This window comes from Microbulbifer epialgicus (assembly GCF_041447265.1).
In the GTDB taxonomy this organism is placed as follows: domain Bacteria; phylum Pseudomonadota; class Gammaproteobacteria; order Pseudomonadales; family Cellvibrionaceae; genus Microbulbifer; species Microbulbifer epialgicus.
Window position 1 is genome coordinate 59,769 of the sequence record NZ_JBGMEK010000007.1, and the last position, 25,890, is coordinate 85,658.

The 25,890-nt window shown below is 53.5% G+C and carries 20 protein-coding genes; 7 read left to right on the forward strand and 13 right to left on the reverse strand.

Features of this window, described 5'->3' with window-relative positions; all coding sequences use genetic code 11:
- Positions 1–201: 201 nt before the first annotated feature.
- The 7 genes from aroB to ACCI49_RS05210 form a co-directional block, all read right to left on the reverse strand.
- Entirely contained in the window at positions 202–1,287 is a 1,086-nt protein-coding gene (gene aroB, locus ACCI49_RS05180; RefSeq protein WP_371837913.1) for a 3-dehydroquinate synthase, read from the reverse strand.
- 78 nt (positions 1,288–1,365) lie between these two features.
- Positions 1,366–1,890, reverse strand: coding sequence for a shikimate kinase AroK (aroK, locus tag ACCI49_RS05185; protein ID WP_371837914.1), 525 nt, complete (start codon positions 1,888–1,890; stop codon positions 1,366–1,368).
- Positions 1,887–4,091: a type IV pilus secretin PilQ gene (locus ACCI49_RS05190; RefSeq protein WP_371837915.1), complete on the reverse strand. Its 2,205-nt coding sequence runs from the start codon at positions 4,089–4,091 to the stop codon at positions 1,887–1,889. The genes aroK and ACCI49_RS05190 overlap by 4 nt, the downstream gene beginning before the upstream one ends.
- On the reverse strand, positions 4,091–4,621 hold the full coding sequence (locus ACCI49_RS05195; RefSeq protein ID WP_503629699.1) for a pilus assembly protein PilP: 531 nt from the start codon (positions 4,619–4,621) through the stop codon (positions 4,091–4,093). The genes ACCI49_RS05190 and ACCI49_RS05195 overlap by 1 nt, the downstream gene beginning before the upstream one ends.
- On the reverse strand, positions 4,618–5,238 hold the full coding sequence (locus ACCI49_RS05200; protein WP_371837917.1) for a type IV pilus inner membrane component PilO: 621 nt from the start codon (positions 5,236–5,238) through the stop codon (positions 4,618–4,620). The genes ACCI49_RS05195 and ACCI49_RS05200 overlap by 4 nt, the downstream gene beginning before the upstream one ends.
- Positions 5,239–5,250: 12 nt before the next feature.
- Entirely contained in the window at positions 5,251–5,826 is a 576-nt protein-coding gene (locus ACCI49_RS05205; RefSeq protein WP_371837918.1) for a PilN domain-containing protein, read from the reverse strand.
- Position 5,827: 1 nt separating this feature from the next.
- On the reverse strand, positions 5,828–6,904 hold the full coding sequence (locus ACCI49_RS05210) for a pilus assembly protein PilM (protein ID WP_371837919.1): 1,077 nt from the start codon (positions 6,902–6,904) through the stop codon (positions 5,828–5,830).
- 147 nt (positions 6,905–7,051) lie between these two features.
- On the opposite strand from ACCI49_RS05210, the gene ACCI49_RS05215 reads away from it, so the two are divergent.
- Complete coding sequence (locus ACCI49_RS05215) at positions 7,052–9,715, forward strand: penicillin-binding protein 1A (protein ID WP_371837920.1); 2,664 nt, start codon at positions 7,052–7,054, stop codon at positions 9,713–9,715.
- Between the two features lie 78 nt (positions 9,716–9,793).
- On the opposite strand, the gene ACCI49_RS05220 is transcribed toward ACCI49_RS05215, so the two are convergent.
- From ACCI49_RS05220 to pilG, 6 genes are all read right to left on the reverse strand, one after another.
- On the reverse strand, positions 9,794–10,276 hold the full coding sequence (locus ACCI49_RS05220; protein ID WP_371837921.1) for a chemotaxis protein CheW: 483 nt from the start codon (positions 10,274–10,276) through the stop codon (positions 9,794–9,796).
- Positions 10,277–10,320: 44 nt separating this feature from the next.
- Positions 10,321–16,635: a hybrid sensor histidine kinase/response regulator gene (locus ACCI49_RS05225; protein WP_371837922.1), complete on the reverse strand. Its 6,315-nt coding sequence runs from the start codon at positions 16,633–16,635 to the stop codon at positions 10,321–10,323.
- 135 nt (positions 16,636–16,770) lie between these two features.
- Complete coding sequence (locus ACCI49_RS05230) at positions 16,771–18,912, reverse strand: methyl-accepting chemotaxis protein (protein ID WP_371837923.1); 2,142 nt, start codon at positions 18,910–18,912, stop codon at positions 16,771–16,773.
- Positions 18,913–19,075: 163 nt separating this feature from the next.
- A complete protein-coding gene (locus tag ACCI49_RS05235; protein WP_371837924.1) occupies positions 19,076–19,615 on the reverse strand; it encodes a chemotaxis protein CheW in 540 nt (179 codons plus the stop codon).
- A gap of 16 nt (positions 19,616–19,631) precedes the next feature.
- Positions 19,632–19,994, reverse strand: a complete 363-nt coding sequence (gene pilH, locus ACCI49_RS05240) for a twitching motility response regulator PilH (RefSeq protein WP_143729661.1) — start codon at positions 19,992–19,994, stop codon at positions 19,632–19,634.
- A 249-nt stretch (positions 19,995–20,243) separates the two neighbouring features.
- Complete coding sequence (gene pilG, locus ACCI49_RS05245) at positions 20,244–20,639, reverse strand: twitching motility response regulator PilG (RefSeq protein ID WP_020413651.1); 396 nt, start codon at positions 20,637–20,639, stop codon at positions 20,244–20,246.
- A 350-nt stretch (positions 20,640–20,989) separates the two neighbouring features.
- Here pilG and gshB point away from each other — a divergent pair, with 350 nt between their 5' ends.
- From gshB to ACCI49_RS05275, 6 genes are all read left to right on the forward strand, one after another.
- Positions 20,990–21,946 (forward strand): glutathione synthase, encoded by a 957-nt coding sequence (gene gshB / locus ACCI49_RS05250; RefSeq protein WP_371837925.1) that lies wholly within the window; start codon positions 20,990–20,992, stop codon positions 21,944–21,946.
- Positions 21,947–22,048: 102 nt separating this feature from the next.
- Entirely contained in the window at positions 22,049–22,957 is a 909-nt protein-coding gene (locus ACCI49_RS05255; RefSeq protein WP_371837967.1) for an energy transducer TonB, read from the forward strand.
- Positions 22,958–22,992: 35 nt separating this feature from the next.
- Positions 22,993–23,577, forward strand: a complete 585-nt coding sequence (locus ACCI49_RS05260; RefSeq protein ID WP_371837926.1) for a YqgE/AlgH family protein — start codon at positions 22,993–22,995, stop codon at positions 23,575–23,577.
- Between the two features lie 61 nt (positions 23,578–23,638).
- Positions 23,639–24,061: a Holliday junction resolvase RuvX gene (gene ruvX / locus ACCI49_RS05265; protein WP_371837927.1), complete on the forward strand. Its 423-nt coding sequence runs from the start codon at positions 23,639–23,641 to the stop codon at positions 24,059–24,061.
- A 103-nt stretch (positions 24,062–24,164) separates the two neighbouring features.
- Positions 24,165–25,082, forward strand: a complete 918-nt coding sequence (gene hemC / locus ACCI49_RS05270) for a hydroxymethylbilane synthase (protein WP_371837928.1) — start codon at positions 24,165–24,167, stop codon at positions 25,080–25,082.
- A gap of 9 nt (positions 25,083–25,091) precedes the next feature.
- Positions 25,092–25,862, forward strand: a complete 771-nt coding sequence (locus ACCI49_RS05275; RefSeq protein ID WP_371837929.1) for a uroporphyrinogen-III synthase — start codon at positions 25,092–25,094, stop codon at positions 25,860–25,862.
- Positions 25,863–25,890: the final 28 nt, after the last annotated feature.

Consider the following 25,890-nt stretch of genomic DNA (forward strand, 5'->3'; position numbering starts at 1 on the left):
GGGCTTTCTTTATTGTTCTTGTTGGCGGTCGTCATGCCCCGCCATTATTGTCGGGGGGGCGCAATATTACTTGTCTAACACTGGATTTTCAATCTTTTGCAGTTTTTTTATCTGCCAAATACCAATTAAGCAGATACATTTCCTGTATCGGCAAATTCTAGTTATCTAGTCCTCCGTTTCCGGGGTCTTTTGAGGTAATCATCACTTGGCACCGCAGTTCTTTAGCGCCTCTATAACCTTTTCCCTCGGTGTATCATCAACCACTTTTGCATCACCCAGTGCCCTTAGCAGTACCAATCGCAGTTTCCCATCCACCACCTTTTTATCCACCCGCATAGCCTGCAAGAAATGATCAACGGTCATATCCGCGGGGGATTGCTGCGGTAGTTGGGCTTTAGTCAGAAGGCTACGAACCCGCACCAGCAGATCATCATCTACATCGCCTTGCAGTCGCGATAGCTCCAGTGCCATCATCATTCCTGCGGCAACCGCCTCGCCGTGTAACCAACGTCCATAGCCTTGAACGGCTTCAATGGCATGACCAAATGTGTGGCCAAAATTCAATATGGCACGACCTCCAGCCTCACGCTCGTCACTGGCCACTACTTCGGCCTTATCCCGGCAACAGCGATCGACAGCGTAGGCCAGCGCCTGTGGATTACGGCTCAACAGGGCGTCGATATTTTTCTCAATCCAGGAAAAAAATGGTTCATCGCAAATCAGGCCATACTTAATGACTTCAGCAATGCCAGCTGAGAACTCCCTATCAGGCAATGTCGTTAAGGTATCCATATCCGCCAAGACCAGGCGCGGCTGGTAAAAAGCCCCAATCATATTTTTACCAAGTGGGTGATTTACACCGGTTTTGCCGCCGACAGAGGAGTCGACCTGTGCGAGGAGAGTCGTAGGCACTTGAATGAAATCAACGCCGCGTTGATAGCAAGCTGCAGCAAAACCACACATATCTCCAACGACACCGCCACCCAACGCAATTAGGGTTGTTGTGCGGTTATGACGCTGCTCCAGCAAAGTATCGAAAATGCGATTTAGTGTATCGAGGGTCTTAAAGGACTCGCCATCGGGTAACTCGACAACGTCAACCTTATCGAAGCTGGACAGCCCCTTGAGTAATTGTTGGAGATACAGGGGCGCGACAGTTTCATTGGTAACAATACAAATCTGCTGTCCACGTATATAGGGCAGCAGGTACTGTGAATCACCCAGGAGTTTTGAACCGATAATAATGGGATAGCTACGCTCCCCCAACTCCACATTCAGGCAATGCATTGTGCTCTCCTTCCCGCCGCCGCTGAGATTCAGCGAATTGAGTAAATGAGAGGCACTTTAGCACAGAGTGCAAAAAGGTTATTGGGAGAGGGAGCCGTGCAACCGCTCAACCACCAGAGCCGCAGCCTGCTTGGGTGTTAGGTTGTCGGTATCGCAAATAACATCGGCTACCTCGCGATAGAGAGGTTCGCGCTCGCGCAATATTTCTTCGATACGCGCGCGCGGATCGGGAACCCGCAGAAGTGGTCGGTTGCTGTTTTTGGAGGTGCGCTCAAATAGCTGTTCTACACTGGCTTGCAGATAGATAACATGGCCATACTTTTGGAGTTGCCTACGATTCTCCTCAAGTAGCACTATTCCACCACCAGTACCGATAACCTGGCACTCTCCAAGGCAAAGCTCTTCGAGAACCTCACTTTCCCGGCGACGGAAACCAGCTTCTCCTTCTACATCAAAAATCCAGGGGATATCCGCGCCAGTTCTTTCTTCCAAGACCTTATCAGTATCGGCAAACGGCAGCTGCAATTGCGCGGCTAGCAATTTACCGATAGTAGATTTGCCGGCCCCCATGGGGCCGACCAGGAATATAGAGCGGTTAATCACTTAGCGTAAAAGGTCTCGTCTTCCATGATACGAGGCGTGATGAACATTAAGAGTTCACGCTTGTCATCGGTGCGGATACTTCTCTTAAATAAATTACCTAAATAAGGAATATCCCCCAACAAAGGCACTTTAGTTTCACTTTCTAGGGTATTACTTTCAAATATCCCACCCAAGACAATAGTCTCACCATTTCGCACCAGCACTTTAGTAGACAGATTGTTCACATTAATTGAGGGTATTGATGCGAGATCACTTACCTCAATCAATTCACCAACACTATTCTGCTCAATATTTAATGCCATGATAATATTGTTATCTGGGGTAATTTGGGGAAGTACCGTGAGTTCCAATACGGCCTCCCTAAAAGCAATAGATGCAGCACCTGAAGAAGTTCTCTCCAAATAAGGAATTTCCACACCAGATTGGATTGTCGCTTCCTGCTTATCCCCTGTAACTACTTTGGGCTGGGAAACTATTTCAGCCATACCCACATCCTCCATAGCCGAGAGTTCAAGCCCCAGGTAAAAACTGTCTTTCAGGATAGCATAAGCCAAACTTCCGACCGCACCTGGAGCCCCTAGATCCACCATCAAAGGATTCCATTTATTAGGGGCAGCCGTTAAAGAGCCATCGACAATTGCCAGATCATCATCGTCATTTGGCAGGAGCCCCCCTGCAGTAAGACCACCAGTAGTATCATTAATATCGTCAAAGCCAACATGATTCCACTGAATACCCAGCTCACTGGCAAAGTCACTATTAGCTGTAACAAGGCGCGCTTCTATCATCACCTGTCGGATTGGGATATCAATAACCTCTATCAACTCGCGGAACTGTGCAATTTTTTCTTCCGTATCTGTCAGTATAATTGTGTTCGTTCTCTCATCTACAATTGCACTTCCACGAGGGGATAGAATACTCATCTTACTTGAGCCTCCTGTATTCCCTCCAGTAAAACCACCCTGTCCAGAGCTTCCATTATTCTTCCCAGAGAATAGAGTGAAAATTTCTCCAGCATCGGCGTAGCGGACATGGATATATTCTGTTCGAAGAGGAGCAAGCTCTTGAAGTTGTTTGCGGGTTTCCAGTTCCTGGCGCTCCCGCTCAGCAATTTCAGCGGCAGGCGCCACCATAATTACACTGCCTTCCTGGCGCTTATCCAGGCCTTTTGCTTTCAAAATTAAAGCCAATGCCTGATCCCAGGGTACTCCGTCAAGTCGTAAAGTAATTCGCCCTTCAACTGTATCACTAGCTACAAGATTCAAATCTGTAAAGTCTGCAATTACCTGAAGGACAGAGCGTACTTCTATATCCTGGAAGTTCAGTGACAACTTCTTACCATTATATTGGAACTCTTTTTCCTTCTCCCGGATCTCGGCGGCAGTGAGAGGTTTAACACTGAGTACATATTCCGTATCTGCCTGGTAGGCGAGATAATCGTAATCAACATCGGTCGGATCAACAGCTACAACCGTATTTTGCCCATCATAATCAACGACAATGGAATTTACTGGTGTAGCAAAATCAGTGACATCAAGACGTTGACGTAGTGACTCAGGCAATTGGGCACCTAGAAAAGTTAAGTAAATTTTCCCCTTGGTGCGCTCTACATCAATATTAACTGCGGGATCGGTCAGGCTGACTATTATTTTGCCCTCCCCTTCCTCTCCACGACGAAAATCAACATTACTAATAGCCACAGAACCTGAAGTGCGGAACTGCTTTTCACCTCCAACATTAAAGCCACTGTCATGGGACATTGGGCTCGAGGGAGCCGCCACCGTTGCCTGCCCAGCCGAGCCAGCACCGATCTCCATTATTAACTGGTTGCCTTTAACTTCACTGGTATAAACCGGAAGCTGATCCAGGTTTACTATCATGCGGGTTCGGTCCTCACTCGAGACAATTACCGCACTTCTAGCTCCACCGATCCCGAGAGAATATTTCTTCTGTGGCAGCGCACTTTCAACACCAGCAAAATCCATCACGATTCGCGCCGGCTGTTCAATCGTATAACCTGTTGGTTCGGGGGGCACTTCCGTAAAAGTTAAGCGTAATTGCACCCGGCTTCCCGGCAATTCAGAGAATTGGATATCATTAAGCTGATTTACTTGGGCATGTAAGCCAGCTGGAAACACCAATAAAGCGAGCAATAATAGCTGAAACGGAGCCAAAAACCTGGCAAATTGTTTGTTAATCATTATCCGTTGTCCTTCTCTTCCAACGTCAGTGCCCGCGGCCTCTCAATCCAGCCACCAGTGCCATCAGGTACAATTTCCAATACGTCGAGCTGGTCAGCATTAGCATTTACCACACGCCCGTGATTTTTCCCAAGGTAATTACCAACTGTCACCCGATGAATACCTCCGGCACCATCATCAATGAGGCCCCATAGCTGGCCATCCCGCGACAAGGTGCCCACCATGGAAAGAGCGTCAAAGTTGAAACCTTCAAGTAACTCCCGCCGGCGATTCATATCGGGTGCAATATCCAGCTTCCTCCCCACTAAGCGTTGCTCTGACTCCAATATGGGCCTGGTAAACGGGCTTCTCAGTGCTGCTGCACTGTATACATAAGGACTATAGGGAGTAAACGTCGGAATTGGTTCTATCTGACCCTTAGGCCTTCGCTCAACCTCAGCCATTCTTTCTTTTAAGTCAGAATGGTCTGTATTCAAGCTACAGCCTGAAACTGTAAAAATTGTTATAACAAGGATGAAAAGTTTTATCATTCCTCATCCCCCTGGTCCTTATAGCGATAAGTCTTGGCATTTATTACCATATTGAGCAAACCGCCACCGTCGCGATTCGTTGAGATATTAAAGTCATGTAGAGTTACAATTCGCGGCATCCCCGCAATGCCACTAATAAAAGAGCCAAACTCATGGTATCCACCCTGAACTTGAATCTTAATTGGCAGCTCCACATAAAACTCCCCCACCAATTCATCTTGCAAGGCAACTTTTTCAATCGTTAAACCGCTACCACGGCCATACTCATCTATATCTTCAAGTAAACCTGGCACCTCTGTATCTTTGGGTAGCTGCTTGAGAAGAGCACCGAAAGTCTCCTCCATTTCTTCCAGCTGTTCCCGGTAAGCATCCAGATTCGCAGCTTCAAACTGTTTATTTTCAAACTGGGTAAATAGCTCTTGCTCTTTATTAGCGGCAACATTCAACTTGCTATATAAATCACTTACTAAAAAGTAATACCCTAGACCAACTATGATTGCCGTAATGATCGTTAGTAGCGCAACACGGCCAGGCAAGGGCCAAACTCCGACACGGCTAAAATCGATATCATTGATATCCAGATTTTCAAGCTGCTTTAACGTATCCCCCAACGCCATGATCAGAATCCTTTAATTTGCTTCAGTGGCATGTTCATTCTCTTTTTTACGTCCACTGAGATTCACCGCCAATTGAAAAGCACTAGCTTGTTCACCAAAAGCTGGACTCGCAGTGACGCCAGTTAGATTTGGGGAGTCATACCAATCAGACTGATCTAAGTTCCGCATAAAAGAAGAAACCCGGTTATTGGATTCAGCAATTCCGGATATCTTCAGGCTACTTCCCTCTCGCTTCAGGGTGCTCAACCAGAGTCCTTCCGGGGTAGCTTGGACCAACTCATCAAAATAGCGCACGGCTAAAGGTCTATTGCCCTGCAGCTCCTGAATCACTCGCATACGGTCAATCAATTCCTGGCGACGCTTCTTCAGATCTTTGATTTCACTGACTTGCTTATTGAGCGCATTAATTTTGACCTGGAGCATCTGGTTTCGGTCATGTTGGTTGTCAAGCTGCTTATTCACTGTTGACTTCCAACCAAATACGCACCCAGCTGCAACGAATACAACCAATAAAGCTACCTGCTGAAACTCCTTTTGCTTCTGTGCACGGTACTCCTGACGCCATGGAAGTAGATTAATTTTGGCCATATCAGTACTCCTTCTCTCGCATCGCGAGTCCAGCGGCGATCATTAGCGCTGGTGCTTCATTGGCCAAGGTCTGGCGGTTTATTCGCGAGGAGATATTCATTCCCTGGAAAGGGTTGGCTACCAGAGTAGGTTTGCCAAGTTTCTCTCCAACCAGATCGGAGAGCCCCTCCATAGCGGCAACACCACCACTGAGGAGGATATAGTCCACATCGCTGTATGATGTGGATGAATAAAAGAACTGCAGTGAGCGAGTAACCTGCTGGATCACGGCATCGCGGAAGGGCTCCAAAACTTCTATATAGTAATCCTCAGGTAGTCCACTTCCTCCCTGGTGCTTGGCAAGAGACGCTTCCTCCGCGGAGAGACCGTAACGGCGCTGAATCTCATCGGTAAGCTGGCGGCCACCAAATAGCTGTTCACGTGTGTATACCGTCTTTCCATCAACAAGCACTGACAGTGCGCTCATTGTGGCGCCGATATCCACTACAGCAACCACCAATTGCTCCTGTGGTGGAAATTGATCTTCCAACAGCGTGTAGGTCCGCTCGATGGCGTATGCCTCCACATCGACTACACCCGCCTCCAATTCAGCTTCGCTGAGGGCGGAAATTCGCTGCTCAATATTTTCACTGCGACATGCCGCGAGCAGTACTTCCATCTGATCTTCACCCTTTTCGGATGGACCCTGAACTTCAAAGTCCAGGCTGACCTCCTCTAGCGGATAGGGAATGTACTGGTCAGCCTCAAGCGCGATACGTGCCTCCAAATCCTCATCAGAGAGATCCGCGGGCATTTCCAGGGTCTTGGTAATCACTGCCGAGCCAGAAACAGCCACCGCAGCACGACGTAAGCGGGTCTTGGAGCGACGTATGACTTTGCGGATCGCTTCCGCTGTGGCACCAATATCATTGATGTTCTTGTCTACTACTGCATTGGGAGGTAGAGGTTCCACGGCGTAACTTTCGACACGATATTTATCACCGTTGCGACTTAGCTCCAGCAACTTTACCGCAGTAGAGCTAATATCGAGTCCCAGCATGGCCTTAGGGCCTTTATCCAGAAAAGGGAAAATCCCCATTTTTCTTATCTTTTCCGTGGGTTATGAAAGTTTGATGTTATAGCACTTTAAATTACCGCTTCAACCGGCATTTGCATAGGTAATAGCGCACAATATTCGTATAATTATTCACCGGATCACTCAATTGAAGTACACAGAAGCAGTTTCATGACCGTAAAAGCCCGAAATCGTCTACTAGCACTGCTCTGGCTCTGTCTCGCCGGAACCGCCGGCGCAGGCATGACTCTCGCCAGTATTTATCTTTACTTAAAGCCCGGGCTGCCCTCCGTGGAGAGCCTGCGCGACATTCGCCTACAGACACCTCTGCGAGTCTATTCGCAAGACATGAAGCTAATTGGTGAATTCGGAGAGAAGCGACGCAACCCGATCACCATTGAGCAGACCCCAGAACCCTTTATCAAAGCGGTTCTCGCCGCCGAGGACGCAAGCTTCTACTCTCACAATGGCGTCTCAATCAAGGGCCTGATGCGAGCAGCCTCGCAACTGCTCCAAACCGGCTCCATCCAATCCGGGGGCAGCACCCTGACCATGCAGGTGGCGCGCAACTTCTTCCTGAGCCGGGAACAACGCTTTATCCGCAAGTTCAACGAGATCCTGCTGTCCCTGCAAATTGAGCGGGAACTCAGCAAGAATGAGATCCTTGAGCTTTATATCAACAAGATATTCCTCGGCAATCGCGCCTATGGCTTCCAGGCCGCGGCTCACGTCTATTATGGCCGCGATATCAAAGACCTTAACCTGGCACAGTGGGCCATGATGGCCGGACTGCCGAAAGCCCCCTCAACCTTCAATCCAATCGCCAATCCAACCCGGGCACTAGTGCGCCGAAACTGGATACTTAAGCGCATGCTCGACCTGGACTATATCGATCAGGATGAATACAAACACTCTATTACCGCACCGGTGACCGCCAGCTACCACAGCCGCGACCTGGACTTGGATGCCCCGTACATTGCCGAGATGGCTCGCAAGGAGGCCGTAGAACTATTTGGTGACAGCGCCTATACCGATGGCTTCCAGATCATTACCACAATCGACAGTCGATTGCAGGATGAAGCGCGCAAAGCCCTACAGCACGGACTTGAAACTTATGATGCTCGCCACGGCTATCGCGGGCCCGAGCAGCGTTTGCCACCGGAGCTGCTGCATGATAGTGACCAACTGATAGATTTGCTCAACGAAATCCCCGTCCTAGGGGGCTTGGAACCCGGTGTGGTAACTGTGGTGGAACCCAAGCAGTTACAGGTGCAGCTACGGGACCGCCGGGTGGTTGAGGTTCCCTGGGAAAATGGCCTAAGCAACATCCGCCCTTATATCTCTGAAAGTGCCCGTGGGGCACGTTTGAAATCTGCGGACAAGATGTTTGCCCCCGGTGATGTAGTACGATTACGCCGCATAGAGGTAAATGATGCCAAGCCCCCTGAAAATGAGTCCCAGGCACTCAGCACAATAGGAGAAGTGATTGAACCAGATCCTTTCGCCGGTCCCAGTGACGAAGAAGATTTAGACTCCCAGGAACCGCAAGTCACGGAGGAATGGGAACTGACCCAGGTACCAGCCGCACAGGGCGCCCTGGTTTCTATAGCGCCCGAGGATGGCGCCATACGCGCTCTGGTTGGGGGTTATGATTTCCGCCAGAGCCACTTCAACCGAGTGACGCAAGCCGCCCGCCAGCCGGGTTCCAGTTTCAAACCCTTTATCTATGCATCTGCCATTGAACGGGGCTACACAGCCGCCAGTATCATTAACGACGCGCCAATCATTTTCGAGGAGACCAATTTACAGGATGTGTGGCGCCCGGAGAACGATGGTGGCACCTTCCTTGGCCCTACCCGCTTGCGCATGGCTCTTTACAGGTCGCGCAACATGGTCTCCATTCGCCTGCTACAGGCCCTGGGTCTCGACTATGCCTTGGGCTTCGTTGAACGCTTCGGTTTCGAGCGCAGTAAGCTGGCGCGCAACCTGACTATTGCCCTTGGCAGTTCCGCTCTAACTCCGATAGAAATGGCACGTGGATATGCCGCCTTCGCCAACGGCGGCTATCGGGTGGAGCCCTATCTTGTAGACAGGGTCCTGGACGTAAATGGTCAGGTGCTCTATCAAGCTCTGCCCCTCACCGTCTGTAACGAATGCCCAGTGCCGGGCAACGTCTCACTGGGCACAAATGAGGAGCCTGTTGACCTAGCGGCAATACAGGTGGAAGAAGAGGGCCCCGACCAGGGCAAGGAGCCCGTGGAGCTGGATGTGCTTCCAGTTGGCCCGCTGGATCCCTCTAAGTCTCAGGCGCTCCCCCTGGCACCTCGCGCAATGTCTCCGGAGACCGCATACATCATGGACTCCATTCTCAAGGATGTGATCAAGAAAGGAACCGGGCGCAAAGCCCTGGTCATGAAACGCGGGGATATCGCCGGCAAGACTGGTACCACCAACGGTCCCCGTGATGCGTGGTTCTCGGGCTACAGCCCGCACCTAGCAACCAGTGCTTGGGTGGGCTTCGACTCTTATGGCGAGCTGGGCAAGAATGAATACGGCGGTTCCGCCGCACTGCCCATCTGGATCGAATTTATGTCTGCGGCTTTGGAAGGGTTACCGGAGCGTCACCTGCCCCAACCAGATGATATTGTTACTGTGCGCATCAACCCTAAAAATGGCCTGCGTACTTCCTATGGCGGCATGTTCGAGATTTTCCGCACCAACCGGGTTCCCAGCAGGGAAGCCTACAACCCCTACCGTAACAGGTATACCGACGACGATATGGATATGCCTGGACAAGAGCAGCCAAATGAATCTCTGCCCGAGGAACTGTTTTAAGCCTCGTATCGGCAGGCCCTTGAGCACTTTATAGCTCTGGAGAACATTTGGAAAAAGAAATGGGGCCCTTTGGGCCCCTTAGTGCAAATCATGATACCTGAGACAGGCCCGCTCCAACCCCTGTAAATCGGGAATCACAGCCTCCTCACCAGAGAGCGCCACGTGCATCAATTCGCCGGGACTCAGGGTCTGCTCGCGCAGCGCCAGTTCATCCGGCGTTACCCGTACCAGGCGCGGCGTGCCCTGCAAGACCAGAGCGAAATACGGCAAGTCACCACTGGGATTACCGCTGCTGAGAACGGCGATCCGCCCGTTCTCAGTAGTAGTACCGAGGGGCTTTCCACGCATCACGTCAAAAGATAGCAGCGGTAGCCGCTGCTCTCGCCAGATAAGGTCTCCCAGGTACCATTCGGGAGCGTTTTGCACAGTCATTGGGGCCTGCATTGCGATGACCTCGGACAGACTGTCTACCGGCACGAGCAACTGCCCCTGCTGCAAGGGCAGCAATAGGCTGCTGACCTCCTGGGGGACATCTGCCGACAGCGCTTCAACTTCACTCATTGCCTATCTCTTGTCTGTATTCTTTCAATCCAATGCACAATTGCTTAGCTGCCAACCGCTGAGGTACCGGCGTATTCACGAATTGCCTCGAGCAATACGTCCTCCTGATAGGGTTTGCCGAGGTAGTGGTTCACCCCAAGCGACATGGCATGATCACGGTGCTTGCTACCGGTTCGCGAGGTAATCATCACAATGGGAATATCCCGCAAGCGGCTGCTGGAGCGTATGTGACGAGCCACCTCAAAGCCGTCCATACGCGGCATTTCGATATCCAACAGGATCAAATCCGGAACTTTGTCCTGCAGCTGGATTACCGCATCCTGACCGTCTTTGGCGGTGCTCACCAGATAGCCTTCACGCTCCAGGAAGCGTGTAGTTACCTTGCGCACGGTTACCGAATCGTCGACCACCATAACTGTCTGCTGACGCTCTTCCAGCTCCGGCTGGGGCTCCGATTGCAACTGCAACTGCGGCATTTCCGGGCGTGCCAACTGGGTAGCCTGGCGACGCAGCAAGGCATGGGCATCGAGAATGACCACCACAGTACCGTCACCGGTTACAGTTGCCCCGGACACCCCTTGCACCCCGGCAAATTGCGGGCCCAGACTCTTCACCACGATCTCGCGGCTGCCGCGGATCGCATCCACTTGCAGGGCCATCGCGTGCCCCTCGGAACGCACGAGCAGCACCGGCAGCTGCATATCATCGACACTGAGCTTGGGCTGGGCACCAGACTTCAGCAGAGTGCCGAAGTAGTTCACCTCGTAAAACTCACCCGCGTACTCAAAGCGGGCCTCACTGGAGCGGTAGTAGTGCTCCAGCTCGAAGGGGCTCAGACGTACGATACCTTCAATGGTGTTAAGCGGCAGAGCAAACAGATCCTCACCGATCTTCACCATCAGCGCGCGGTTAACCGAAACCGTAAACGGCAGGCGCACAATAAACTCTGTGCCAGCACCAGCCTCGGAGATGATATGCACACTGCCGCCGATTTGCTTGAGTTCGGCGGAGACCACATCCATACCCACACCGCGGCCGGAAATCTGGGTCACCTTTTCAGCAGTGGTAAAGCCTGCCTGCAGAATAAACTGCAAGATCTCATTATTTGAGAGCTCTGCATCCGGGCGCATCAGACCGTTTTCCACCGCCTTTTCACGCACTCTCATCAGGTTGACACCGGCACCATCGTCGCGGATGGTCAGAACCACCTCGCTGCCTTCGCGTGCCAGAGCCACATCAATACGGCCACGCTCGGCCTTGCCTGCAGCGAGGCGCTCCTCCGGCATTTCGATGCCATGGTCCACCGCATTGCGCAACATATGTTCCAGCGGTGCTACCATGCGCTCGAGCATGGATCTATCCAGCTCTCCCTCCACATTGGAGAACACCAGCTCCACCTGCTTGCCAAGCTCCGCACCTACCTGGCGCACAATTCTACGTAATCGGGGCACCAAGCGGGAGAAAGGCACCATGCGACTGCGCATTAGTCCCTCTTGCAGTTCAGTGTTTACCCGCGACTGCTGCAACAGCAGGGTCTCGGTATCCCGTGCCTTGTTATCGAGCGTAGAGCGTAGCTCCATCAAGTCGGAGGTGGATTCCAGCAGGGAGCGGGACAACTGCTGGATGGATGAGTAACGGTCCATTTCCAGTGGGTCAAAGTCCCCATCCTGCTCAGCCAGCTGCTCCTGACGGAACAAGATCTGCGCCTCGGTTTCACGGTCGAGACGGCGCAGCTGCTCGTTAAGACGCAGCAGAGTCGCATCCATTTCATCCAGAGCCAGCCCGAACTCGCTCATCTGCTCTTCGAGTCGCCCGCGTGAAATAGCCGTCTCACCGGCGAGGTTTACCAACTCCTCAAGCAATTCCGCAGCAACACGGACCATCTCCTGAGGTTGATTCCGAGTAGGCGCCACCACTTCATTATCCGCACTCTCGGGCTTGCGAATAAACGGCAGTACATTGCCACGCCCCTCGGCTGTTAGTGGTTCCGGTAACTGGGCAGCCACTGAAGACTGCTGTGCTTCAGTAGGAGCCTGCTGTTTCTCCGCTTCGGCTAGAAGATCCCCAGCACCCTGCCTTGAAGGCGCTTCGAGAGACTCTGCTTCAGCATTTATCTCCTGTTGCGGCAGCTCAATGGCGTCAATTTCCATTGTAGCGCCCTGTGCGGTCCTCTGATCCGCCCAGTCAGTGCTGATCAATTGCACGAAAGCTTCAAGCTGCTCGCCTGACATCCAGGCGCGTACCGTTTCAACACCATCAGTAATACGATCGTGAATACCGTGAGCATCGGTAAAAAACGCTGGCGAAGGCCGAGTATTATTACTCATACCCTCAATCACGGTTTCAAAACGGTGGGCGACTTCGCCAAGCCCCATCAGGCCAGCCATACGCGCACCACCTTTGAAAGTGTGCAGCACCCTTTTCAGGGCTTCGGACTTCTCGAGACTTTCCGGAGCATCCTCCCAACTCTGGATCAGTTCCTCCAGTTCATCAGTGAGATCGCCAGCCTCCTCCATAAAGACATCGACAACGTCTGGGTCAATATCCGCCAGTAGACGTTTTTGTTCAGCAATCTGATCCTCGTGATCCACTGGGACAGGCTCGACAGCCAAAGGAGTGACATGCCCTTCGTCTTCAGCATCTCTAACTGGGGCCTGGGCTTCAATTTCTGCCCGCGCCGTGGATCTCTCCTCGACATCGGCACGCACTTCTGAAAGCGTCTGGTATAGATCCTCCAGGGCGGGCTCATTCGCCACCGCAGGCGGCTCCTGCCTGACAGTCTCGGCAAAGCTATCTGGCTGGAACTCCACTTCGATGGACGTTTCCAACACCGGCTGAGACTCACCCACCTCTTCCGAGCCCACAAAAGAAACACCAGCAACTGGCGTGAGTCCATCAGCAGACGTCTCTACAGCATCTAGTTCCTGGGCCTCGATGCCCAGTTCACTGAGGTCGTAATCTTCTTCGGCGGCCTCGACAACTGCCTCTCCCTCGGCCAGGTAGCGCAGCGCCTCCTCCACGGCCTCACTGACTTCCGGCAGGTCCTGGGCAGCAGCAACGGCGTCCACCAGATCCAACAACTCATTGTGCCCCTGCTCGAGGGAAGCCCATAGCGCAGGCTCTTCTTCGAGCTTACCGGCCAATACTTTGCGATAAACCTCCAACAGCAACTGCGCCAACTCAGCAAGTGTCGGCAGCTGTGCACGGCTAGCAGCCTCTTGCAGGACATTCAGTTCATCGGCGACTTCTTTTATTTGGGACTTGTCTGAGGGATTAGCGCGCCACCGATTAAGCATCTGGTCCGCGTCCAAGAGGACGCGCATACCATCAGCCATCAAGACTGCGAGCAATTGCGGATCTACCGCCTTGGGTTCATTGGCCTCGCGCTCGCGAATCAAGTGACCGACAGAGCGCTCCTGCAGTTCTGCTACGCGGGCGACAAACTGTTCTGACTTTTCGACTGACAGAGGTTGCAATGCGCGGATTTGGGCGAGTACCTGACGCACGTAACTGGCGCCGTCACCGATCAACTCGAAAATATCCGCATCTATCGGCACTTGATAAATACGTAACTCTTTGGCGAAGCGCTCCAGTGGGGCCATCATTTCCGCGACAACTTTGACTTCCGCCATATGCGCGGAGCCTTTCAAAGTGTGCAGGGCACGGTGCAGCGGATCACTGGGCACCTCGTATATCGGCGCCACCGCACGCATTTGCTCGAGAAAATCATCCACAACCAGCAAGTGGGTCTCGGCCTCCTGGGCGAAGATCTCCCACAACTGCGCGCGGTCTTCACTGGTATCTTCTTCAATAACCTCGGCAGTTGGCGACTTAATTATATTGCCCACGGCCAGGGCTTCCGGAATATGCCCCCGGCTCAGTTGCTCGGCCCAAGCCTGCAACTGCAGGGTTAACGGCTGGTCCGGATCCTCGTTGCCTAAGCGGAAGGCCTCAATCATTGAGGGCAGCTTCTCCAAGACGCGTTCAATCAGGAGTACATGCGCGCTCTGCGGTTTAACACTGTCATCGATAACTCGATTCAGCATATTTTCCACCGCCCAGGCCAATTCACCGATGTCCAATGCCTCCACCATCCGGCCTGACCCCTTCAGGGTATGGAAGCCACGGCGGAATTCCGTTAGGGCATCCACATTGGTGAAATTGGCAACCCAATCCGGAAAATAGTTACCAATATGGTTGAGAACTTCACTGGCTTCTTCGAGGAAGATTTCAATAATCTCGTCGTCGATCAGGCTCTCACTGTCTTCGACCAAAACCAGGGCTTCTGCAGATTCCTGGACCTGCTTTCCTGCAGGCTCGGCAGAAGTTTGCTCTTCCCGAGCTATTTCCGAAGGCTGCACTGGGTGTTCCGCTACCATATCTGCAACGGTTTCAGCCTCTGCACTTCCCTCGGTAGCCGAGAACCATTCGTCCTCTTCCGTTACTGCAGCAGAAACCTCTCCATCAGCAGCATTCGGATTAAACCCTGCAGCACTTTCCGTTTCTGCATCAGCCAACAACGCAACATCCGTCTCCGCTTCTACCGACTTGGCCGAAACGGTAAAGTTGTCGGCCGGCTCGCTGTCAGCTTTTCCAGCATTGGCAAATTCGGGGTCAAACAGATCGAATCCATAGTCCCCACTATCACTCTCTGTATCGGTTTGGGATACTTCAACTTGAGGAGCAGCTACTTCCTGAGCTTCACCTTCGGGAGCAAAGCCCAAGTTCACCACACTATCTTCGGCCAGTGCCAGCAACATCTCGGCATCTTCCAGACCTTCAGAGCGGCGCTCCAGGTAATACTCAACGCTGGTTATCGCATCTGCCAGAGTATCGAGCATGCGCCATTCGGGTTGCTCGGCCTGCTCAACCAAAAATTTGCTGATATAGCGGTTACAGCAGGCAATGATTTCGCTGGCGCGCTGATAACCAACCATTTCCAGGCCGCCGCACACTTCCTGCAGGCGCTGCGGTACCCGACTCAGGTAACTGACATCCCAGTGACTGGCGACATATTCCATTACCGCCTCTTTGACTGCCTCAAGGCCCAGACGCGCTTCGCGCAGAACTGAGTTGGTGGCATCCCCCATAATCGGTTGTTCATCATCGACCTGTTTGTTGCGGTCGACCGTGGCCGCCAGAGCCGAATCGAGCTGTACCAGCTCACCCGCGGCACGCAGCAGGTATTCCTCGACATCAGTACCGCGCGATGCGTCGCGCAGGTATTCGTAAATGCCGCGGGCGCGGCTGCGCTGTGCTTCAAGCCCAAGCACACCGAGAGTATCCGTAATCCGTTTGGCCACTGCCACGGTCTCACTCAACGGCAGTTGCTCAACCGAAGCGCCACTTGGCTCCAGGGCTTCACGTACTAATTGCAACTCTTCGCGCAGTACAGTAATTGCGGTACCCAGGGCCTCGGGGCCCATTGCCAACACATCCTCAGTATCCGGACGCGGTGTGCCCGGCACTGCCTTGTCCAGAGCGAAACGCTGGTAAAGTTCTTGGCAACGCGGGCCGCTGGGACCTCCCAGATAAACGTAGAAAAGCAGGTTTCGCAGGAAATCCGCATCGAGACGCGCATCGAGCACCTTGGCACCGCGCCCCTGTAGCAAGCGGAACTCCACATCGACCCTGCGCAGCAGGTGACGCAGAGCCGGCTGTACGTTAAGGCGATACTCAGCGAGGGCTTCGAAGATGCCCAGTAGTATCTCCCACTGGGACTGCCGCCGGCTGCCGCTATACAGCAGTCGCATCTTTTCGATGATTTTGTTTAGGTAAGCGAGGCTCTCGCCACTGTTCACATCCCTGATCAGGCCCGCAGCTGCAACGTGATACATCTTTCGCAGCTTGGTCACCAACTCGAGCAAGCGCCTACTATCACTGGTCAGGGGCTGACGCCTGCCGGTAATACGATCCAGGGAGGACATGTCCGGGGAAAAAAGTGCGCCTTCGGTAATCAGGCGCTCGCGGCGCACCGCTCGCAGATCATTGAGCAGGGGCAACAATAAAACCGCGTTATCACGGCGCTGGAAGGAGACTTTTTCCAGGTAAAGTGGCAGTTCCAACATAGCGCGCATCAGGAACTCACGCGTCTCATCGGAGTTTTCAACACTACCGCTAGCAAGCGCCTGGACCAGCTGCTCCATTTCCTCAGCCAGCATCGCGGCGCCGCTGAGTTGTGCCATATGCAGGCTGCCGTGTACCTGGTGAACCAGAGATAAGCTGTTTTGCAACAGCGTTGCCCCCGCTTCAGGATCCGTGGCGAAAGTTTCGAGAAATTGGCGTGCTTGCGCCAAGGTCTCGTTAATTTCACCTATCAGCCAATCCAGGGCCATGAAGTTCGGATTGTCGTGACTCACGCCAAGTCCCCAATAATTCATTCTCTACGCAGGCGCTATACCCCGATGCGAACCTGCGTCCGCAGTTTTCCGGAAAGTATTCCGTGCGCCCCTTTGCGCCCGGCCGCCACCATGGTCGCCAGGCGTTTTTGTGGGTTAGGCCAGAGCCCGGTCTTCCCGGGGCTCCAAGGAATCGGTTTCTTCGCTGTCGATAGTGAAAGTATCCGCATCCATTTCCGGCAGCTCCACATCGTACAGTTCACCGTTCGTCTCAACGCTCTCATCTTGCGGCAGCTTGAAGCCGGCAACAGATTCACGCAACGCGCTGGCGGTTTGTGCCAGGTTACCAATAGACTGGGCAGTAGCCTGGGTACCGGCAGAAGTCTGCGAAGTGATTTCCTGAATCACGTTCATCGTGTTGGAAATGTGGCCAGCAGACGAGGCCTGCTGGCGAGCGGCGTTGGAGATGTTCTGAATCAAGGATGCCAGGTTGCTGGATACACTTTCGATCTCTTCCAGTGCAACACCGGCGTCCTGTGCCAAGCGGGCCCCACGCACCACCTCGGTGGTGGTCTGCTCCATGGAGATTACCGCTTCGTTAGTATCGGACTGAATCGCTTTAACCAGGCCCTCAATCTGCTTGGTCGCAGCGGCGGAACGTTCCGCAAGTCGCTGTACTTCATCCGCAACCACCGCAAAGCCCCGGCCTGCATCACCGGCCATGCTCGCCTGAATGGCGGCGTTCAAGGCCAGAATGTTGGTTTGGTCGGCAATGTCGTTAATCAGGCTCACGATATCGCCGATCTCCTGAGAGGATTCACCCAGTCGCTTGATTCGCTTGGAGGTATCCTGAATCTGTTCACGGATGTTATCCATGCCCTTGATGGTGTTCTGTACCACCTTGGCACCGTTATTCGCAATATGTACAGAGCGCTCGGCTACCTGGGCAGATTCGGAGGCGTTGGCAGAAACCTGGTCAATGGTCACCGCCATTTCATTCACTGCCGCGGAGGCTCCAGCAATTTCCTGCGCCTGATGCTCCGAGGCCTCGGCGAGATGCAGTGCGGTCTGCTGGGTTTCCTGAGACAGGCCGGATACTTCCTGTGCGGCGCCGTTGATTCGGGATACCAGAACGCGCAGCTGGTCGATGGTGAAGTTGATGGAGTCGGCAATCGCACCGGTGAATGCTTCGGTTACCGTTGCGGAGGTAGTCAAGTCACCGTCGGCGAGGTCTGCCAGCTCATCCAGCAGCTGCATAATGGCCTGCTGGTTCCGTTCGTTGGTATCGGATTCCTGCATCAAGCTTCGGCGGGTACCGGAGAAGGCCATTCCCATCATCGCGAAGATCAGAAGCACGAATGCGGCTGCCAAAATGGTGATAGTCATGTTGTTTGGCTGGCGCTCGTCGGCCAGGTTCACGATACGGTCGTTCAAGGTGCTCAGAGCTTCGAGCAGTTGCGGCGACGAGACGATAATGCCATCGGAGGCCTGACGAGTAGCAAACAGGGCCGGGGTCGCTTCGAAGATCTCGCGTACAGAAGAACTTACGAACTCAAACAACTCCGTAATTTCATCCAGAGAGCGACGCGCTTCTTCGTCGGTAACGCGGGAGATGCCCATCACCACATCACCGCTCTTCATACCGTCCACGACTTTACCAAACAGGCTGGCATCGGTGTTGAACTGGTCGGCGGCCGACTCTGCATCATCACCACCCTGCAGCATCTTATCGATATTCCGGCCAATACGCTCCGCACGCCATACCTGCAACTGCGCCTGCTCCACCTGGTTTGCTGGAGCGTTATTGGCAAGGAGGATTTCCACAATGTTGTTGTGCTCAGCCTGCAGTTCGGGCAGAGACGCGCTAAGGGTGGTGGCTACATCATTCAGGAAAATAATGGTTTCCTTGTTACCAATAATGGTGGCCACCTGCTCGCGCAATTTGCGCCAAACAGTGCCATAAGCCGCCAGTTCAGTATCGAGAGCCTTACGGCTACCCTTGTCCATGCCTTGTAACTGGTTCCAGGCAGTGGCCATTTGTGCGGAGACTTTCTCCAGTTCGGCAAATGCCTCATCATCACCGGACGTGGCCGCAGGTGCATAGGAAACCACCTGATAGGAAAGTGCACGCAATTCCGCAACTTGCTGCAGGTATTCTTTATCGCGGTCGCTACGGGTCTGCACCAAATAAATACTGACAATCAGTCCCGCCAGTACGGCGAGTACCAGCAGACCCAAACCCAACGCGGCAGGGTTACTGCGCAACGCGGAAAAGGAACTCTGGGAGCCTGTTTTCATATGTTTACTCCTAGCGGGCCCTATCATAAGGCCGGTTTATAACCACTTTTACTTTTAACACTTTAACGACTATGGCCCTCAGCCAGTGCGAACATCCCTGCACCGCTTGCGGGTCACTTCCGACACTTCAGTTCGAAGTGTCGGAAATAATCAGATTGGATTTTTAACGAACGGCTGCGTCCATAAAGCGGGAATCATTAATTAGAGCCCGCATATCGAACACCAACCATCGGTCCTTCTGTAAAATAAATTGGCCGTGCACCATTGGCGTAAATGGCTCAATCAAATCTGTTGGCGCTTCCCGGGCATATTCAAATGCCAAGTGCTGCATTCCATGCAACCTGTCGACAATCAATCCCACATAGGTTTTATCCCGCTCCAGCACCAAAATCCGACGCTGCTGGCGTGATCCGGCGAGGTGGCCGCCATAAAAAGCGGCGAGATCAACCAGGGGTAACAGGCGGCCGCGCACATTGGATACGCCCTTTACCCAAGGCTCCACACCGGGGATAAAGGTGTACTGCGGCACTTCGAGTAGCTCCACAACATCGTCCATCGAAGCGACAAAGTTATGGTTTAGAAGAGAGAAACCGATCCCGGTCCAATACGGCTTGATTTCCCGGCGGCCGGGCAGACCAGTGGCCTGCGACTTGGCACGCCGTGCGATATCAACAAGAGCTAGATAAGGTGTTTGTGACTGCACTTTGAGCAGCTGGCCGTCAGGCCAACACCTCCTCAATAGCACTTAATAGTTTGCCTTCATCCACTGGCTTGGTCAGATAGGCTTTGGCGCCCTGGCGCATTCCCCAGACACGATCCGTATCCTGGTCTTTGGTGGTGACAATAATGATTGGGATACCAGCGGTGCCACCATCTTTACTCAGCTGCCGGGTGGCCTGGAAGCCATTCAGGCCAGGCATCACAATATCCATCAGGATAAGATCCGGACGTTGGGTGCGCGCCACATCCACACCATTTTCACCATTGGGTGCGGTAATTACTGCGTGGCCATTCTTTTCCAGAATCGTGGTCAACTTGTGTGTTTCGGTAGGAGAGTCATCAACTATTAATACTCTTGCCATCATTTCCCCCATGACATTCTTTAATCGGCAACTGCTTAACAACGTCAGTGCTTGGCGGTTTTGTTGTCATTATCTTTGTTTGCGTGCGCCAAGTCTGCACTTACTACTAATTCACTGCCCTATTACAACAACTCTTGCCCCATCCAGACAGAAAAGGAATAGCGTGTGTTATTCAACTTAATCCCTCCGCCCAGTGACAGGACAGGCGGCTCTCTGAAGAGAACCCTATACTTTTTTATTCACCACAGTTCAGGCCGCATGATGTGGTTTGGCATGGGCGGAAATGGCACCCAAGAGTTCACTTTTACTGAATGGCTTAGTTAAATATTGGTCACAGCCTACTACACGCCCTTTTGCTTTATCGAACAAACCATCCTTGCTCGACAGCATTACAACAGGGGTGGAACGAAACTCACTATTATTCTTAATCAGTGCACAGGTTTGGTAGCCATCCAGGCGCGGCATCATAATATCGACGAAAATGACATCCGGACGGGAATCCGCGATTTTTGCCAGCGCATCGAAACCGTCGGTTGCAGTGACGACGGTACAACCCGCCTTTTGCAACAGTGTCTCGGCAGTGCGACGAATTGTCTTACTGTCGTCTATCACCATTACGGTCAGACTTTCCCAGTTAAGCTCCATAGTCTTTTTTGAATCCCCTGTTTACTTATTTTCGGGCACGCGAAAAGTATTTACCTGCACCCTTCTTCGGCCCATCTATGGGGTCTGGGTGTCTCGCTTAGCCAAATCGCACACTGAGTGGAACTTTTATCACAGAACCTCAGGTGAATCTACTGGAGTCGACACACCCCTAGCGATGCAGTTCAAATTATCATCACTTTACACCCCCGCGCAGTGGATGGTGCTAAAAAGTTGCACCTAGGCGAAGCTGCTCTTACCTTATCCACCCTACAAGTTGGGAGTGGCCATAATACGAAAGCCACAACCACCGCGGTGCGGGATAAAATATCCCATCAAATATGGAGGCCCATATGAATTACTCCCTCGGCGTGGTGATGGACCCCATCACCCAAATCAATTTTAAAAAAGATACGACACTTGCTCTGTTACAGGCCGCACAAGATAGCGGTTTCCAATTGTTTTATTTTGAGCAATCAGATTTGTACCTAGACAATGGCCGCGCTGTCGGCAGAGCACAACTACTAAGGGTGTTCGACGACCCTGAGTGCTGGTTTTCCCTAGGCGAACCCAAAGAAATACCATTGGGCGAACTCGACACTATTTTGATGCGCGTCGACCCCCCCTTTGACAATGAGTACATTTACTCCACTTATGTTCTTGAAGCCGCGCAACGCGAAGGCGCACTGGTGGTGAACAATCCACAAGCCTTGCGTGACTGTAACGAGAAGATTTTTGCAACCACTTTCCCGCAGTGCTGCCCGCCAGTTTTAGTGAGCAAGGATATGCGCAAGCTGCGTGAGTTCCACAAAACGCATCAGGACGTTATCTTCAAACCGTTGGATGGCATGGGTGGCGCCGGCATTTTTCACTGCAAACCGGACGGCGCGAATCTCGGCGCAATACTGGAAATGCTTACTGGAAACGGGCGCCGACAAATTATGGCGCAGCGCTATATTCCCGAAATCAAGGATGGCGACAAACGCATTCTGGTTGTCGACGGTGAAGCAGTGCCCTACTGCCTCGCTCGCATTCCCGAAGCCGGTGAAACGCGCGGCAATCTGGCCGCGGGTGGTCGCGGCGAAGCACGCCCACTGACCGATCGCGATCGCTGGATCGTGGAGCAAGTTGCCCCCACCCTCAAAGAAAAAGGTCTGTTATTTGTTGGTCTTGATGTTATCGGGGATTACCTTACCGAAATCAATGTCACCAGCCCCACATGCGTGCGCGAAATTAACGCAGCTTACGATACCGATATCGGTGCGCGACTGATGAGCGCCATCACACACCGATTGGCACAAAAGAGGTAAACTGGACACTTAAATTATTTTATACCCAGGCTGTTTGCCGATGAACGTGCCGGGCGGAAAGCTGAGCAAAACGCTCGGTAAAAAAAGCAGTAATCAATGACAATGAACTCCACTGCCAACACGACGCCATTTAACGCAGCTCAGCGCGAGCGTTTTGTGTTCTCACTATTTCTCGCCGGCGCCATCCACGCACTGCTGATTTTCGGCGTAGCTTTTACCGCGCCTGAGGGACCTAGGGCAGCACCTACGCTGGAAGTCACCCTGGCCCAGCATCACTCTGTGCAGGCGCCGGAAGATGCTGACTACCTGGCGCAGCACAACCAACTGGCTAGCGGCACCGCCGATACCCCTAGAGAACTGTCGAGCAACCGCCGCGCGGAATTTGCCGATACGCAAATTCACGATGTGAATCCGTTGCCGCAACAACAGGCTGCGCGCCCGGCAGATCAGCGCCGACAGCTGATCACTACCATTGGCGATAGTCCGCATCACGCGCCTGAACTCCCCGCCGAGGACAAATTCTCTGAAGAGAAGCGCGGCGATGCCCCCAGCGACCTATCCCAGACCAACCCAGAGATCGCCAGCCTGCAGGCACGCCTGGACAAAATTCGCCAGACTATCGCTCAGCGCCCACGGGTGCGACGCCTCACTTCGGTTGCCACCAAAGCCTCTGAGGATGCGGCCTACTTACACGATTGGCGCCAGAAAGTGGAAGCCATTGGCAGCGACAATTTCCCCGAGGAAGCCCTACAGCAACAGATTACTGGTAGCCTGCGAATGATGGTGCGACTGCTGCCCACCGGTGCGGTCGAAGAGGTGGTCGTCCTCGAATCCTCCGGAAAGCGGATTCTCGACGACGCCGCCCAGCAGATTGTGCGGCTTGCAGCCCCCTTTGCGCCCTTCCCAGCGGAGATCCGCAAGGAGGCTGATCGCCTTGAAATCATTCGTACCTGGCGTTTCGAGATGACCGGGTTCTCCACCACCGCAAGTGAGCTGCCCGAGCGCGGCTAAACTTGCCTTTCACGCAAGCGACCTAAAATCAAGCTATGCCCAATTCCAACATCGACAGTGACTTGACCCTCGGCAGTCTGCGCGGCCAGTTCCTGCTGGCCATGCCCGGTATGGAAGACCCGCGCTTCAAGCAAACCATTGCCCTGATCGTCGAGCACAATGAGGAGGGCGCTATGGGTATAGTCATCAATGCCCCCAGCAGGGTCCACTGGAAGGAAGTGTTTGAACAGCTATCCCTGCAGGACTCCAGCCTGCGTGGCGATGAGGCGGTACTGCTGGGAGGCCCCATGTCCCCAGAGCAGGGCTTTGTTCTGCACGGCGCTGGTGTTCAGTTCGATTCGACCACCGAAATCAATACGGATATCAGCCTTACAGCTTCTAAAGATATTCTCGAATCCCTCGCCGCCGGGCGCGGCCCGGACGATGTGCTATTGGCCCTCGGCTACGCAGGATGGGGAGCCGGGCAACTGGAGCAGGAATTAGTGGAAAACGCTTGGCTCACCCTGCCAGCTGAACCTGAGATCCTGTTTGCCACGCCTGTGGAAAAGCGCTGGCAGAGCGCCGCAGCGCGCCACGGCATCGACCTTTCCGGACTCGGTTCCCAATCCGGGCACGCTTAAGCATTCCCATGTCGTAAAAATTTTCACACAGCTTTTGCCATCAACCCGGACCCCCCCTTATATGAGTAAACCCTTCACTGCCCTGGCTTTTGACTTCGGCACGCGTTCCATCGGCCTCGCTTTTGGCCAAAGTTTGACCGCCAGCGCCAGAGAATTGCCTCCCTTGGCAGCAAAAGATGGCAAGCCCGATTGGGATAAGGTGCAGCATCTAATTAACGAGTGGCAACCTCACTACCTACTGGTGGGCTTACCGCTAAATATGGATGGCACTGAAAGCGAATTCGGTGCCCGTGCGCGCAAGTTTGGCCAGCGTCTGCATGGGCGCACCGGGCTGCCGGTAGAAATGGTTGATGAACGCCTCAGCACACGCGCCGCCAAAGAAGAGGCCGCTGAACGCGGTCATCGCGGCAGTTATGCCGACAACCCGGTAGACTCCATCGCCGCACGCATTATCCTTGAGGATTGGTTGCGCGCACGCAGCTAATAGATAACGATTCAGTAACCGATTTTGTACACAGCCCGCGAAAACCACAGCCGGTGCCGGTCTGATAGAATAGCCACCCACTCAACCCAAATGATTGAGCAGTATGCCCATTACCCTCATCCGCATCGCCACGCGCGAGAGCGCCCTGGCCCTCTGGCAGGCCAACTACGTCAAGGATCGCCTGCAGCAGGCACACCCTAATCTCCAAATCGAACTGTTGCCGATGACCAGCCGCGGCGACCGGGTCTTGGATATTCCCCTCACCAAAGTCGGTGGCAAAGGGCTCTTCGTGAAGGAGCTGGAAATGGCCATGCTGGAAGGCCGCGCAGATATCGCTGTGCACTCCATGAAGGATGTGCCGATGGAATTTCCCGAGGGACTGCACCTCCCGATCATCTGCGAGCGGGAAGACCCCCGTGACGCTTTTGTCAGCAACCACTACGCCAGTTTCGACGAGCTGCCCCAAGGTGCGGTAGTGGGCACTTCGAGCCTACGCCGCCAATGCCAGCTGCTGGCACGACGCCCGGATTTACAGGTCAAGTTCCTACGCGGCAACGTTAACACCCGCCTGGCCAAACTGGATGCGGGTGAGTACGACGCTATTATTTTGGCCGCCGCAGGCCTGCTACGCCTGGAAATGCGCGAACGTATTCGCAGCTTCCTATCCACAAATGTATTGCTGCCCGCTGGCGGTCAGGGCGCTGTGGGCATTGAGGCTCGCCACGATAGTGAGCTTGAAGCTTTACTGACCCCCCTGCATTGTGCCGAAACCGCCGCTCGACTCAGCGCCGAGCGCGCCTTGGTCAAACGCTTGAATGGCGGCTGTCAGGTGCCCATCGGCTGTTATGCTGAACTGGAAGGCGACAGCCTGTGGCTGCGCGGCCTAGTGGGTAGCCCAGACGGAAAAACCTTGATTCATGCCGAGTGTCGCGGCCCCGCCGACAACGGCGAAGCTCTCGGCACTCAGTTGGCTGAGCAACTTCTGGCCGATGGCGCAGGCAAGATACTTGAAGCCATCTGAGCCCCCAAGATGCCTGAATCGCTACGCGGCAAGCGCATATTAACAACGCGCCCGGCACACCAGTCTGGCAACTGGTGTGCATTGCTTCGCGCAGAGGGTGCGCAGGTCGACAATATTCCGATGCTGGCTATAGAGCCCATCGAAACGGGCGAAGCACTACAGGCCATCAAAAATCACATTCTCGACTTTGATCAAATCGACGAGGCGATTTTCGTCTCGCAAAATGCTGTTCACCATGGCGTGGATTGGCTGGAGGACTATTGGCCACAGCTACCACAGGGGCCGCGCTATTACGCCATTGGTGCAACAACGGCAAAGGCACTGCGCGCACGGGGTATTCCCTGCGAGCAGGTAGGTTCCCAAATGAACTCCGAAGACCTGCTCATGCTGCCATCGCTACAACAAGTTCACGGCAGGCGCATCCTGATCTTCCGTGGCTCCGGCGGGCGCACTTTAATCGGCGATACTCTGAATAGTCGTGGCGCTGCAGTGGATTACTGTGAACTGTATCGCCGTACCCTGCCCAGTGAGGCCCCCGGGCAGCTAAAGGAATATACCGCCACACCGGATGCAATCACCGTGCACAGTGGTGAAACCTTGATAAATCTGTCCAGTTGCATCGAACAGTCCGCCCATATGCGGTTGCGCCACACAGCGATCATTTGCCCAAGTAAGCGGGTCGCGAAACAGGCCCTGGAATTGGGCTTTACAAGGCCCCAAACGGCATCAAACGCCAGCGACGAAGCTATGCTGGAAGCTCTGGACAAAGCGCTGAGATAAATAACTATCGAATTCGCTGCCCTATTGC